The sequence below is a fragment of the Rhizobium sp. 007 genome, from assembly GCF_015353075.1.
Classification (GTDB): domain Bacteria; phylum Pseudomonadota; class Alphaproteobacteria; order Rhizobiales; family Rhizobiaceae; genus Rhizobium.
Genome location: NZ_CP064187.1, coordinates 809654 through 823035 on the forward strand (window position 1 = coordinate 809654; position 13382 = coordinate 823035).

General features: G+C 61.2%; 16 protein-coding genes. 13 read left to right on the plus strand and 3 right to left on the minus strand.

The window, feature by feature from the left end:
* Nucleotides 1–18 precede the first annotated feature (18 nt).
* Both ISN39_RS03910 and ISN39_RS03915 read left to right on the plus strand, forming a co-directional pair.
* Nucleotides 19–687 (plus strand): hemolysin III family protein, encoded by a 669-nt coding sequence (locus tag ISN39_RS03910; protein ID WP_022714509.1) that lies wholly within the window; start codon nucleotides 19–21, stop codon nucleotides 685–687.
* An 87-nt stretch (nucleotides 688–774) separates the two neighbouring features.
* Complete coding sequence (locus ISN39_RS03915) at nucleotides 775–1281, plus strand: GNAT family N-acetyltransferase (protein WP_194729246.1); 507 nt, start codon at nucleotides 775–777, stop codon at nucleotides 1279–1281.
* A 168-nt stretch (nucleotides 1282–1449) separates the two neighbouring features.
* Here the strand turns inward: ISN39_RS03915 and msrB are convergent, their stop codons facing one another.
* Nucleotides 1450–1860, minus strand: coding sequence for a peptide-methionine (R)-S-oxide reductase MsrB (gene msrB, locus ISN39_RS03920; RefSeq protein ID WP_074067051.1), 411 nt, complete (start codon nucleotides 1858–1860; stop codon nucleotides 1450–1452).
* 323 nt (nucleotides 1861–2183) lie between these two features.
* Here msrB and ISN39_RS03925 point away from each other — a divergent pair, with 323 nt between their 5' ends.
* The 10 genes from ISN39_RS03925 to ISN39_RS03970 all read left to right on the plus strand — a co-directional run bounded on the left by ISN39_RS03925 (nucleotide 2184) and on the right by ISN39_RS03970 (nucleotide 11102).
* Entirely contained in the window at nucleotides 2184–2393 is a 210-nt protein-coding gene (locus ISN39_RS03925; RefSeq protein WP_194729247.1) for a hypothetical protein, read from the plus strand.
* A gap of 112 nt (nucleotides 2394–2505) precedes the next feature.
* Nucleotides 2506–4872, plus strand: coding sequence for a putative monovalent cation/H+ antiporter subunit A (locus ISN39_RS03930; protein WP_194729248.1), 2367 nt, complete (start codon nucleotides 2506–2508; stop codon nucleotides 4870–4872).
* 388 nt (nucleotides 4873–5260) lie between these two features.
* On the plus strand, nucleotides 5261–5680 hold the full coding sequence (locus ISN39_RS03935) for a Na+/H+ antiporter subunit B (RefSeq protein WP_074067053.1): 420 nt from the start codon (nucleotides 5261–5263) through the stop codon (nucleotides 5678–5680).
* Nucleotides 5680–6057 carry a Na+/H+ antiporter subunit C gene (locus ISN39_RS03940; protein WP_039844325.1) on the plus strand — a complete coding sequence of 126 codons (378 nt, stop codon included), beginning with the start codon at nucleotides 5680–5682 and terminating at the stop codon, nucleotides 6055–6057. The genes ISN39_RS03935 and ISN39_RS03940 overlap by 1 nt, the downstream gene beginning before the upstream one ends.
* A 274-nt stretch (nucleotides 6058–6331) precedes the next feature.
* Nucleotides 6332–7882: a Na+/H+ antiporter subunit D gene (locus ISN39_RS03945; RefSeq protein WP_194729249.1), complete on the plus strand. Its 1551-nt coding sequence runs from the start codon at nucleotides 6332–6334 to the stop codon at nucleotides 7880–7882.
* Nucleotides 7879–8352, plus strand: coding sequence for a Na+/H+ antiporter subunit E (locus ISN39_RS03950; protein WP_194729250.1), 474 nt, complete (start codon nucleotides 7879–7881; stop codon nucleotides 8350–8352). Before ISN39_RS03945 ends, ISN39_RS03950 begins: the two co-directional genes overlap by 4 nt.
* Nucleotides 8349–8708 (plus strand): cation:proton antiporter, encoded by a 360-nt coding sequence (locus ISN39_RS03955; protein WP_194729251.1) that lies wholly within the window; start codon nucleotides 8349–8351, stop codon nucleotides 8706–8708. Before ISN39_RS03950 ends, ISN39_RS03955 begins: the two co-directional genes overlap by 4 nt.
* On the plus strand, nucleotides 8705–9037 hold the full coding sequence (gene mnhG / locus ISN39_RS03960; RefSeq protein WP_074067058.1) for a monovalent cation/H(+) antiporter subunit G: 333 nt from the start codon (nucleotides 8705–8707) through the stop codon (nucleotides 9035–9037). The genes ISN39_RS03955 and mnhG overlap by 4 nt, the downstream gene beginning before the upstream one ends.
* Before the next feature lie 431 nt (nucleotides 9038–9468).
* Complete coding sequence (locus ISN39_RS03965; RefSeq protein ID WP_022714520.1) at nucleotides 9469–9900, plus strand: MucR family transcriptional regulator; 432 nt, start codon at nucleotides 9469–9471, stop codon at nucleotides 9898–9900.
* Nucleotides 9901–10160: 260 nt separating this feature from the next.
* Nucleotides 10161–11102 (plus strand): ornithine cyclodeaminase family protein, encoded by a 942-nt coding sequence (locus ISN39_RS03970; protein WP_194729252.1) that lies wholly within the window; start codon nucleotides 10161–10163, stop codon nucleotides 11100–11102.
* On the opposite strand, the gene ISN39_RS03975 is transcribed toward ISN39_RS03970, so the two are convergent.
* Complete coding sequence (locus ISN39_RS03975; protein ID WP_194729253.1) at nucleotides 11003–11656, minus strand: isochorismatase family cysteine hydrolase; 654 nt, start codon at nucleotides 11654–11656, stop codon at nucleotides 11003–11005. The two genes, ISN39_RS03970 and ISN39_RS03975, sit on opposite strands and share 100 nt — an antisense overlap.
* Nucleotides 11657–11753: 97 nt before the next feature.
* A complete protein-coding gene (locus tag ISN39_RS03980; protein WP_194729254.1) occupies nucleotides 11754–12647 on the minus strand; it encodes an NAD(P)/FAD-dependent oxidoreductase in 894 nt (297 codons plus the stop codon).
* 171 nt (nucleotides 12648–12818) lie between these two features.
* Between ISN39_RS03980 and ISN39_RS03985 the strand changes: the two genes are divergently transcribed.
* Nucleotides 12819–13277 carry an Rrf2 family transcriptional regulator gene (locus ISN39_RS03985; protein ID WP_074067062.1) on the plus strand — a complete coding sequence of 153 codons (459 nt, stop codon included), beginning with the start codon at nucleotides 12819–12821 and terminating at the stop codon, nucleotides 13275–13277.
* Nucleotides 13278–13382: the final 105 nt, after the last annotated feature.

Consider the following 13382-nt stretch of genomic DNA (forward strand, 5'->3'; position numbering starts at 1 on the left):
AGGAATGGGTGCGCATTAATGGGCGAGTTCAACGGCATTCGCTGGGCTTACGACAGATATGAGCTGATCGCCGACGGCATCGTGCACGGCGTCGGCCTGGCGCTTGCGCTCGTCGGTGCGACCGTGCTGATTTTCTATGCGACGGTTTGGAGCTCCTACGGCGAGATCGCGGCCGCCTGGATTTACGGCGTCGGCCTTGTGCTGACACTCGGCATTTCCTTTTCCTACAATGCCTGGCCGGTGTCGCCCACCAAATGGTACCTGCGCAGGCTCGATCATTCGGCGATCTTCATCCTGATCGCCGCGACCTATACGCCCTTCCTTGAACGCGGTGCCGACGACCCGCTGCTCTTCGCCATGCTGATTGCCATCTGGGCGATGGCGGCCGCCGGCATCTTCCTGAAATGCGCCTTTCCTGGGCGCTACGACAAGCTGACGATCCTGCTCTATCTCGCCATGGGCTGGAGCGGCATTCTGGTTGCCGGGCCGGTCGCCTCGCGCATTCCCTTCGCTTCGATGCTTTTGATCGTCATCGGCGGCATCATCTATTCGGCAGGTGTGATTTTCCACGTCTGGGAAAAGCTGCGCTTCCAGAACGCCATCTGGCATGGCTTCGTGGTTGCCGCCGCAGCGGTACATTATTCGGCGGTACTCACCTGCTTCAGCATGGGCGCTGCCAGGCTCTGATCGTTCTTTCTTCGCACAAATTCGCGGTTTACATCGCCGAAGGCCAGGCGTATGCGCTTGGGCCGAACGAACCGGAATGGACATGACATGACCGACGCCGTCCTCGTGCGCGACGCCACCGAAGCCGATCTTGCGGCGATCCGCGACATCTACAACCACGCCGTCGAACACACGACGGCGATCTGGAACGAAACCCTTGTCGATCTCGAAAACCGCGCCGAATGGTTCCGGGCGCGCAAGGCGAGGGGCTTTCCGGTTCTGGTCGCGGAAAAGGCGGGGCAGGTCGCGGGCTACGCCACCTACGGCGACTGGCGGGCCTTCGACGGCTATCGCCATACGGCCGAGCACTCCGTCTATGTCGACAAGGACTGCCGCGGCGGCGGCATTGGCAAGCTTTTGATGCAGGCGCTTATCGAGAAGGCCAAAGAGAACGGCGTCCACGTCATGATCGCCGGCATCGAGTCGGAAAACGTCGCCTCGATCCGCCTGCACGAAAAGCTCGGCTTCCGCATCGCCGGCACCTTCTCCGAGGTCGGCACCAAGTTCGGCCGCTGGCTCGATCTCACCTGCATGGAACTCAAGCTTTCGAAGTGACCCCTCGTCGTTCAAGCGGGCATTCTTGGCACTTCAATCGCAGGCGAGGGAGCGGCAAACGAGGCATCGCTGTCTTGCGCTGCCCTCATCCCTGTGACGGGCACAGGCGGTCGATCGTTTCCCTTACCGGAAAATAGCTGGCGGTGGTGATGAGCGCCCGTGCGTTGCCTATTTCCCCGGCTCGAACACCATCGAATGTCCGTTGATGCAGTAGCGCAGGCCCGTCGGCGGCGGGCCATCGGGGAAGACGTGGCCGAGATGTGCATCGCATCTGCTGCAGCAGATCTCCGTACGGACCATGCCGTAGGAGCTGTCGCGATGCTCTGTCACCGCATCCGGCGAGACCGGTTCGAAATAGCTCGGCCAGCCGCAGCCGGCATCGAATTTGGTATCGGAGCGGAAGAGCGGCGCGTTACAGCCGACGCAGCGGTAGAGGCCGGTCTCGAAGCTGTCCCAGTAGGGGCCGGTAAAGGCGCGTTCCGTGCCGTGCTGGCGCGTGATGCGATATTGCTCCGGCGTTAGCTGCTCTTTCCATTCTGCGTCGGTCTTGCGGACTTTGGCGGTCGTGGTGTCGGACATCAGGCATGCTCCTTTCGCGCCGGAGGGGCGGTTCCGTCTTGGCCAGAATGTGGGGCGCAAGACAAGCGGGATCAAGACAGGACGGATTAGCCCGGCAATCATGTTCTATCGCGGGCCGTCGAAATATCTACACAAGGCTCATGCAGTGTGCATCCGCGATTTCGCGGAAAGGCTGCGGCGTAGCTGACGGCCCCTCGGGGAGAGGGCAGGGTAAGGGGCAATCGGCGAAATGCCTAGCCTATAGCTAATCCGAATTGATGGTTTGATCCCGACCGCGCCGTTAACGTACTTTTAGCCATGGCGGCTGATGCCAGGCGGGGGATATGGACGTGTTCATCGTTGTTCTGCCGTGGGCCTATTGCCTTGTGGCTGTGCTCTTTCTGACGATGACTTTGCTGGAAGGCTGGGCCAACCACGATGGTTGGACGTTGGCCCGCCTCGCAGGCGCGGTGGCATGCATCCTCTGGCCGCTGACCGTGATTGTCCTGCTGTTTCACATGTTTGCTTCTGCCGCTACGCTCCGCCAGGCCTGATCGGTCCCGCCTCCGATCATTCATCCAAACCTCCTCCGAAATTGCTTGAGGGCGCTTGCCGATTACCCTAAGTTCGCGCCAACGCATCACTTTCTGGCAATGAGGAGGGGACATGGCCGGTGTCACTGGTCTGACATTTTTGGCCTTGTGCCTGCCGCTTCTCGGCGCCTTGCTTTCCCCTTTCGTCATTCGCCGGCTCGGCGCAAGCGGCGTCTGGCTGCTGGCGGCCGTGCCGTTCCTGTCGTTCCTGCACTTCCTTCGCTTCATACCTGGCGTCGCCCGCGGCGAGGTGGTGACCGGCGGATATTCCTGGGTGCCGAGCTACAATCTGAGCTTCTCTTGGTTTTTCGACGGGCTGTCGCTCACCTTTGCGCTGCTGATTACCGGCATCGGCACGCTGATCGTGCTTTATGCCGGCGGCTACCTGAAGGGGCATCCGCAGCAGGGGCGTTTCTTCTCCTTTATCTTCCTGTTCATGGGCGCGATGCTCGGCGTCGTCGTCTCGGACAGTTTCCTGATGTTCTTCATCTTCTGGGAGCTGACCTCCATCACCTCCTTCCTGCTGATCGGCTTCGACCATGAGCGGGAGGCGGCACGACGGGCGGCACTTCAAGCGCTGGTGGTGACCGGCGGTGGCGGGCTTTGCCTGCTGGCCGGCCTGCTCTTTCTCTGGAACATCACCGGCGTCACGCAGATGTCGCTGCTTTCGCCGTTCGGCGATGTCGTCCGCGGCAGCCCGTTTTATCTGGCAACGCTCGGTCTCGTGCTGTGCGGCGCCTTTACCAAATCGGCGCAGTTTCCATTTCACTTCTGGCTGCCGAACGCCATGGAGGCGCCGACGCCGGTATCGGCCTACCTGCATTCCGCAACCATGGTGAAGGCCGGCGTGTATCTCCTGATGCGGCTGAACCCGGTGATGGGCGGCACACCGGCTTGGGAAATCCTGCTGCCGTTCTTCGGCGGCATGACCCTGGTTGCCGGTTCGGCGCTCGCCATTGCCCATGCCGACCTGAAGCTGAAGCTCGCCTATACGACGGTTTCTTCGCTCGGCCTTCTCGTCCTGCTTACCGGTTTCGGTTCGGAATACGCCATCGAAGCCGCGGTGCTTTACCTGGTGGCGCACTCGCTCTTCAAGGGCGCACTCTTCATGATCGCGGGCGTCCTCGACCACGAGACGGGCACCCGCGACATCACGAAGCTCGGTGGTTTGCTGAGCGCCATGCCGCTGACCTTTGCGATTGCGATACTCGCCGCGATCTCGATGGGCGGCCTTCCGCCCTTCTTCGGCTTCCTCGCCAAGGAGGAGATCTACGCTGCGCTCGCCGGTGGCAACCTGCGCTCGCTGGTGTTCACCGCAGTCGCGATCTTCGGCAATGCGCTGATGTTTGCAATTGCCTTTTCGGTCGGCCTGAAGCCCTTCGTCGGTCAGGCGGCAGAAACCCCGAAACATCCCAACGAGGCGCCCGTCCTGCTCTGGCTCGGTCCCGGCATTCTGGCAGTGCTGGGCCTTGCTGGCGCGCTCTTTTCCGGCATCACGCATCACTACGTCTCGTCGCCGATGGCTTCGGCCGTTCAGGGCGATGCAATCGACGTTGCGATCTCGCCGATGCCGCATCTCGGCCTTCCGCTCGCGCTTTCCGTATTGACCGTGATCCTTGGCGTTGCGGTCTATTGGAAGATTGAGCTGGCCCGGGCGCTGATGGTGTCCTTCCTGCAGGCGGCAGGGCCGGGGCCGGACCGCGGCTTCGATAGCTTCATCGCCGGGCTCGTCCGCCTTGCCTGGCGCGTCACCCGCATCGTCCAGCCGGGACGGCTCGAAATCTACGTGACCTGCACCTTTGTCTGCCTCGCCTTGATTCTCCTCGTGCCGCCGCTGCTTTACGGCGAACTGCCGTCGTTTCCCGTCTGGCCGCGCGGCGTCCAGCTCCATGAATGGGCGATCTTCCTGCTCGCCGTGATCGGCCTTGCGGCCGTGCTTTGCGCCCGCGACCGGCTGACGGCAATCATCTCGCTTGGCATCCAGGGCTTTTCCGTGGCGTTGATCTTCCTGCTCTTCGGGGCGCCCGATCTTTCCTTCACCCAGTTCATGGTCGAGACGCTGTCCGTCGTCATCCTGGCGCTCGTCATGACGAGGCTTCGCCTCTCGCCGACCGACCCGCGTCCGCTGCGTCAGCGGCTTGGCGACGGCTCGATCGCGCTTGCCTGCGGCCTCGGCTTTGCGCTGCTTCTGATGCGGGCGACGGAGGGGCCGTTCAATGCGGCGCTGACGGATTTCTTCAACACCCATTCGAAAACCATTGCCCACGGCGCCAATGTCGTGAACGTCATCATCGTCGATTTCCGCGGCACCGACACCCTCGGCGAGATCGCCGTCGTCGCCATCACCGGCCTCGCCATCATCGCACTGATCCGCATGCGGGCAGGGGGAGAGCGGAAGCTGGTCGCGCCTGATCCGGATCGAGTGGAGGCGGCGGAGTGAAACGCGTTTGTTTCCATCTCGGATGTTTCCATTCCGGCAGATTTGCAGCGCCCGGTGCTGTTGTCTGGAGACGGCATTGCCTCAACCGCCCTCATTCCCGTGCCTGTCATAGGAATCATTCAAAAGGCGGTTCATTCACGGCGCAGACGCGCCGTGGCCTCATTCCTGCGACGAGCACAGGAATGAGGGGACTATGGGATGAGGGCTGGTGGCAAAGCGCACGCATTCAGCGCGATTCATATCGCCAGGGTGGCGCACGAGGAGGTGATCCTTCGAGGATGAGGGCGGGTGATGAGGTACGGTTGTCCTTGCCTGCCACATCGACTGACTTGATGGGCGAAGAAGGTAGCCTCGTCCGCCGCTCGCCGCCAAGCGGAGCACCCACCCGATGAACACCCTCATCTTCCGCACCATCGCCCCCTTCCTCGTCGCGCTCATGCTGCTCTTTTCGGTCTTCATCCTGCTGCGCGGCCACAACGAGCCGGGCGGCGGCTTCATCGGCGGGCTTATCGCCGCTTCGGCACTGGCGATCTACGGCATCGCGGCCGGCGTGCCGGCTGTGCGCCGGGCAATCCTCTTTCATCCGCTGTCGATCGCCGGTGCCGGCCTGATGATGTCGGCGGTCGCCGGCCTGGTCTCGATCGCCGCTGCCGTGCCCTTCATGACCGGCCTGTGGGTCTATCCTTCAATCTTCGGCGTCGAGGTGCCGCTCTCGACGGTCATGCTCTTCGATATCGGCGTCTATTTCGTCGTCGTCGGCGCGATCACCGCCATTGCGCTCGCCCTTGAGGAAAGGGAGGTGGAGTGATGGAACCGCTTTTTGCGATCCTCGTCGGCCTGTTCTTTTCCGCCGCCATCTACCTGCTGCTGTCGAAATTCTCGATCCGCATCATGCTCGGTATCGCGATCCTTGGAAACGCCGTGAACCTCTTGCTCTTTACCGCCGGCCGCCTGACGCGCGAGGTGCCGCCGATCATTCCGGCGGGCCTCGACGCGCTGCCCGCCGGTGCAGCCAACCCGCTGCCGCAGGCCCTCATCTTGACGGCGATCGTGATCTCCTTCTCTTTCCTCGCCTTCCTGCTGGTGCTGACCTACCGTGCCTATCAGGACATCGGCACGGACAACACCGACGAGATGCGCGTCGCCGAGCCCGACGATCCGCCGCTTCCGCCAGTGGGGTATTGAGATGAGGATCGTGCGGATGATACCCCCCCTCCGTCCTGCCGGGCATCGCCCCCACAGGGAGGGAGATCGGCTGGTGGCGCTGGCTTTTTCCATGGGGGCCCCCTTCTCCCCAGCGGGCGGAAGGGGCCCAGAAGGGTCGGATGAGGGGGTAGGCTCGGCATATGGTATCCGTCGCTTGCGCTCCCGACGCTCGCGGCCTGCGCCGCTCGCCCCGCTCATCGCCTCGCTCGGTGCGGCACTTCTCCCCGCCGGGGAGAAGAGGAGGAAACTTTAAATGGCCGCCCCCATCGGCACCGACCTTTCCGCCGCGCTCCTCACCGCACCCGTCCCCCCAGGCAATTGGCTGGTGATCTTGCCGGTTGTGCATTGCATCGTGCTCGGCGCGCTGATGCTGATGCTTCGCGCCCATGTCCGCCTGCATGCGTTGATCGCCGTTCTCGGCCTTGCGGCCCTGGTGGTGGTCGACGCGGTGTTGTTGAAACGGGTGATCGACGATGGCCCAGTCACGATGGTGATGGGGCGCTGGCTGCCGCCTTTCGGCATTGCCTTCACCGTCGACCTCTTCGGCGCGCTGATGGCGCTTGCAGCCGCGATCGCGGCGCTTGCGGGCAGCCTCTATGCGCTCACCGACATCGACGCGGGCGGGCGGCGCTTCGGCTTCTTCCCCTTCCTCATGTTCCTGATGGCAGGCGTGTCCGGGGCGTTGCTCACCGGCGACATTTTCAATCTCTATGTCTGGTTCGAGGTGCTGCTGATCTCGTCCTTCGGCCTGCTGATCCTCGGATCCGAGCGCGAGCAGATCGACGGTGCGATGAAATATGCGGTGCTGAACCTGATCGGTACGACGCTCTTTTTGATTGCGGTCGGCTACCTCTACGCGATCTTCGGCACGCTCAACATGGCCGACATCGCCCTGAAGGCCGCCGGCCTGCGCGATAGCGCGCCGCTGATGACGCTGGCGGCCCTTTTCCTTTTTGCCTTCGCCATGAAGGCTGCCGCTTTCCCGGTAAACTTCTGGCTGCCGGCCTCCTATCATACGCCACGCATCGTCGTCTCCGCGCTCTTTGCCGGTCTGCTCACCAAGGTCGGCATCTACGCGTTGATCCGGGTGGTGGTGATGCTGCTGCCGGTGGAGCGCGAGGCGCTGAGCCTGATGATCGCGCTTGTCGGCGCCGCAACCGTCCTCATAGGCGCACTCGGCGCGCTGGCGCAGACCGATATCCGCCGCATGCTCGGCTATGTCGTCATCTCCGGCATCGGCAACATGCTTGCCGGTATCGCGATCGGCACGCCGGGTGGCGTCAGCGGCTCGGTTTTTTACGCGCTGCATTCCGTCATGCTGATGATGGCGCTCTATCTCTTGGCGGGGCAGGCGGCCCGCCTCGGCGGCAGCTTCCAGCTCAGCGCGCTTGGCGGGCTCTATCGCGAGTGCGGCTGGTTTGCCGCCGTCTCGCTCATCCTCTTCCTCGCCGCCTGCGGCCTGCCGCCGTTTTCCGGCTTCTGGCCGAAGGTCATCCTCGTCAAGGCCTCGCTCGATATCGGCGCATGGTGGCTTGCCGCCGCCCTTTTGGCCGGCGGGTTCCTGACGACCATCTGTTTCGGCCGCGTCTTCCTGCTCGCCTACTGGCGCCCGGCGCCGGCGCCTGTCGAGGCGGTCGCGATCGGCTGGCAATCGGCGCTGCCGCTTCTGGCGCTGACCGCACTCGTCACCGGTTTCGGCATCCTGCCGGAGCCGTTGCTGTCGCTGGCGCAGGCAGCCGCCGGAAGCCTCGCCGATCCGGGCGCCTACATCCATTCTGTCTTCCCGGAAGGAGCGGCGCAATGATCGCCTTCCTCGTCAATCTGCTGCTTGCCATTGCCTGGGTCGCCGTTTCCGGCAGCGCCTCGCTGCACAATCTCGTCTTCGGCTTCGTTCTCGGGGCCGTCGCTTTGGCGATCGTGCGCGAGCCTTTCGGCAGCAAGGGCTATCTTCACCGCACGCGCCTCGTCCTGTCACTCGCGCTGCTTTTCCTGAAGGAACTGGCGCTTTCGGCTTGGACCGTCGCGCGGACGGTGCTGCGGCCGAGGATGGAGATCTTGCCCGGCATCTTTGCCTTTCCGCTGACCGTCGATCGTGATCTCGAGATCACGCTGCTTGCCAATCTCATCACGCTGACGCCCGGCACGCTCTCTGTCGATGTTTCGGAGGACCGCAGGACGCTTTATGTCCACGCGCTCGACTGCGCTGATCCGGAAGCGACGAAGCGCGCCATTGCGAGCGGCTTCGAACGCAAGATCATGGAGGCTTTCCGATGATCGCGCCGTTTACGCTTGTTTCGGCCGCCGCCGCGGTCACGCTTGCGATCCTCGGGATCGCCTTCGTGCTCACCGCCTATCGCGTGATCATCGGACCGACGCTGCCGGACCGCATTCTCGCTCTCGATACGCTGACCGGCATTGCCATCGGCTTCATCGCGGTGATCGCCGTCAAGACGCGCTTTGCGCTTTACATCGATATCGCGATCGCACTGAGCCTGGTCGGCTTCCTCGCGACGGTTGCCTTCGCCCGCTTCGTCCTGTCGCGCCGTGGGCCGGGAGCCGGGCCGTCGCCGGCCGGGCAAGAACAGGCAGTGACGCCGGCGCCGGGCGATGCGGAAGGAAAGGCAGGATGATGGAATACGTTATCGCCACGGCAACCGCCCTCACGATGCTTGCCGGTGCGTTTTTTGCGCTCTCGGCGGCGATCGGCGTCGTCCGTTTGCCGGACCTTTACTCGCGTATGCATGCAGCCTCCAAGGCGGGTTCCGTCGGCTCCGGCCTGCTGCTGCTTGCTGCCGGCCTTTATTCCGGCGAACTTGCAATTTTCGCGCGCGCTGCCGCGGGCGTCGTCTTTCTGCTGCTGACCGCCCCGGTCGCAGCGCACCTCTTGGCCAAGGCGGCGCATGAAACGGGGCATAAATTGTGGGAACTCTCGGTTCGCGACGACATGGAAGGCCGATGAGAGTATAATTTTCAGCGATTTAGCTCGTTTTACGCAAGTTATGCACGCGATTGTGAACTAAAGCCGCAGCCTTGCTTGCAAAATCTTAGTGTTTTGAACTTTTTAAGTAGAAAAACTGCAAATAAGAATTGGACTTTCGGTAAAACAGTGATAATTGAAGTGTAAGTAGAGTTCTGATTTCGAATTAGAATCGTTTCGCCTATTCCATCTCTAGCTTTGATTTCGAATGTCTAATGAAGGCTGTGGTCGAAGAGTGCGGCGATTGTGATTCGTATTCGGGCAGTATTAGAACAGGTTTCGGTCTCAAGAATCTAGGGGTGGATTCGCGTTTTTAGGACATGATGCCGCTGTCTGGCCTTTTACTGTTTGCCTCTACGAAGGCGATCCTCTGAAAGAGGGTCATCCACGCATGCGAACAGGAGAAACAGAATATGACGGATACCGCGACCGGCAACGGGCCGGAATTGCTGGTAGAACTGACGGCCGATATCGTAGCGGCTTATGTCAGCAATCATGTGGTCCCGGTCAGTGACCTGGCCAATTTGATTTCCGACGTGCATTCCGCACTGAGCAACACGTCTGCACCGCAACCCGCCGCAGCCACCATCGAAAAGCAGAAGCCCGCCGTTTCGGTACGCAAGTCAGTACAGGATGATCAGATCACCTGCCTGGAATGCGGCGGCAACTTCAAATCTCTCAAGCGCCATCTGATGACCCATCACAGTCTCTCGCCGGAAGAGTACCGCGAGAAGTGGGATCTTCCCGCCGATTATCCGATGGTCGCTCCCGCCTATGCCGAGGCGCGCTCGCGCCTCGCCAAGGAAATGGGCCTCGGCCAGCGCCGCAAACGCGGCCGCGGCTGAGCCTCGCACGCTCTTAAGCGCGAAAGCCGGGCCCCAAGCCCGGCTTTTTCTTTGTGCGGACATGGAGGAAAATAATCCCAGTATATTCAGCCAGTAACGAAAAAGGCGAATTGAAACAAAAAGGAATTGCACCTGGTGCTTTTCCGGTCGTCCGGATCGAATTTGGCGCCTGCATTATTGCCGGAACCGGTAAATCCCTGTTGACCTCAATCTAAGTTGAGATGCGAACTTGATGCAGTCTGTCAGCCAAGGAGGCGCCGGTGGCCATCATTTTAAGCGACAGTGACCTGGACCGAAGCACGGCTATGCAGATCGCCATCGAGGCGATCGAGGAAGCAATGGCGGCGCGATCAGCAGGGGTATTGATTTCGCCGCCCAGGCATAGCGTGTCCTTTGGCGGCAAAGGCGACCTTGTCTTCACTATCGGCGGCACGATCGGCGAGGATTCCATTGCGGGCTTCAGGGTTTATGAAACATTCAAAGGGCTGCGCCACGAACAGGTCGTCGCGGTCTGGTCGACTGAAACGGCAGAGCTTCAAGGCCTTGTCGTCGGCAGCCGGTTGGGAAATATCCGAACCGGCGCGATTGGCGGCATCGCCATTCGTCATATGTCATCGCCTGGCGTCAGGACGGTAGGCGTCATTGGAAGCGGGCAACAGGCGCGGACACAGTTGGAGGCCGCGGCACTTGTCCGCAGGCTGGATCATGTCCGCGTCTATAGCCGCCACGAACAGAACCGCCGCACATTTTCAGCGGAGATGGAGCAGCGCTTAGGCATCCCCGTGGAGCCCGTGGTTTCGCCACGGCGCGCTGTAAGCGAGGCCGATATCGTCATTTGTGCAACGACCAGCCGAACACCGGTGATGGAGGCAGCTTGGCTGAAGCCCGGAGTTCACATCAACACCATCGGTCCGAAGACCGTGGATGAGCATGAGTTGGGCTTGGATATCGCCGCGGCCGCCCATGTTATCGCGACCGACTCTCTGGAGCAGACAGACGCCTATAAGGCTCCATTCTTCCTGCATGGGTCGCCCGATGCCGTGCGCCTGGTGGATTTGGCAGCGATCGTCAGCGGCAGGCTGCCTGTTCGCCAGGCGCACGATCAAACGACGTTGTTTTGCTCGGCGGGCCTCGCAGGCACCGAAGTCCTGGTGGCATCGAAGCTGCTTGCGGCTTCCGGCGGCAAGGCTCCTGCGGCCTGAAGTGGGCGGAGAGCCTGGATTATCTCGGGAACAGTAGCCACCTTGGCAATCTTTCCATTCATGTAGACAAGCGAGACCCTTCCATGCTCGGCATCATAGGAATCGATGCATTCCTCCGCCAGCACCACGCGAAGGTCGCGTTGGTAAGCGTCGATAGCGGTCATGCGAATACAAGCGTGCGTGTTGATGCCGCACAATACCAGCTCGCCCACGCCCATCGCCGATAGAATGTCTTCAAGTTCGGTCCGGTAAAACGCACTATAGCGCTTCTTTACGATGGTCGTGTCGCTTGGCTCCCAATTGAGGCCAGCATGAAGATGGGCGCCTGAAGTTCCCTCGATCGCGATCTTCAGGTTCTTGTCCCGCATCTCGAGAAAGGCGTCGCTAAGGTCAGGCCGAAATTCCGGCCGCACCCATATGACGGGCAACGCGGCCTGTCTAAAGGCCACAGCCAGCGTGTTGGTTTCACCGATCAGCCGAGCAGCTTCATCTGCGCTCCAATGGTCGAGGTAGTCATTGATGAGGTCGATGATAACAAGGGCGCGTTTGGTCATTAAGCGATTAAACGTCACAAAAGTTGCAGTGTTGTGACGCCACGCGGCATGCCGGTTTGGAACGTTTCTCGTTCATGCCGCGGACATGAAAATGCCGTCAATCACTCCCGAACATCAGCGACTGATGCGCTGCCGTTCCGGCCAGCGCCCCATCACCAACGGCGAGAGCCACGGAGCCTGCGGCCCTTGCTAGATCGCCGCAGGCGAAGATGCCCTTCGCGGTCGTCTGCTTTACGGCATCCGTCCTGATGAACTGGCCGAGCGGCCCCTCTTCGAGCACGCAGCCCAGTTGCTCAGCCCAAGGAATTTGCACTGAAGTCCGCGTCAGGGTGAACAAACCGTCCATTGCGACAATCCTGCCATCGTCCAGACAAACATCCGCACGGTCTCCTGCGATCTCGCGCACTGGTGTCGTCTCGACCTTGACTGCGCGCGCACGCAATTGCGCTGCCTGATCGGCATTCGGGACGACGATACCGTTGGTGAAAAAAGTCGTCTCGCCCCAGTCAGGAAGCATGAGGGCATGATGCATGGAATGCTCCCCGGATGCGATGACGCCGATCCGCCCCTGATTCAGTTCGTAACCATGGCAATAGGGGCAATGGAAGACAGATATTCCCCAGCGTTCCTGCAGGCCTGGAATGGCGGGCAGTCGATCGGCAACCCCTGCTGCCAGGATCAGACGCCTGCCTTCCTTCATAGGCTTGCCATCGATTTCGATAGCAAATCCATTGCTGGTCCTCTCTGCGGCTTGTGCCTTGGCATTCAGCCAGTGGACAGTCGGATAGCGTTCGAGCTGTTGGCGGGCCTCGGATACGATCAGGCCGGGTTCACGGCCGTCCTGCCCTAGAAAACCGTGCGAGACAGCGGCAAAGCGATTGCGGCGCTCACCGGCATCGATCACCAGGATCTTCCGTCGGGCACGGGCGAGCGGCAGCGCCGCTGAAATGCCTGCAAAGCTGCCGCCGATGATGATGACGTCGAAACTCATAAATAATCCTCTTACGTTCGTTCCGGTTCATCGCCCGGCGGGACAGCCGAACGTTAAGTCATGAAACTTGTTAAGTTACGTGAAATAGCTTGTCAATGATCATGCAACTAATATTGTTGCATGATCATGTATCTGTTACATCTGTGATCCGCAAACGAGCTGAACCAGGCCATGAGACACGACACCCGCTTATCCCGCATGCTGCATGTGCTTGTTCACATGGATCGCCACGAAGGCGTCGCAACATCCGAAACCATTGCAGCGATGCTGGGCACCAATGCCGTTGTCGTGCGCCGAACCATGGCCGGCCTGCGGGATCAGGGGTATGTCCGGTCCGAGAAGGGGCACGGCGGCGGCTGGATCCTGGCGCGTCCTTTGCGGGAGATCACCCTGCTCGACATCCACAATGCCTTGGGCGCGCCGCAACTCTTCTCGATCGGACTGGCGGGCGACAATCCGAACTGCGTCATCGAACAGGCCGTCAATGCCTCGCTTGCCGGGGCGATGCATGAGGCGGAAGCCATTTTGCTGGCGAAATTTGGCAAGGTCACATTGGCCGCGCTTGCCGAAGAATCCTCCAAGCGATGGGCAAGGCCTGCGCACTGCTCTTTAGCAATGGAGCATTCCTAGAATTGCCCCTTCGAGGCTATTTTCTGGACCAAACATGTTTCCGCGCTTAAGGCCGCTCGAAAGGCCGTCGGGACACTCGCACCGAAGAATGCAGGCAATAAACAA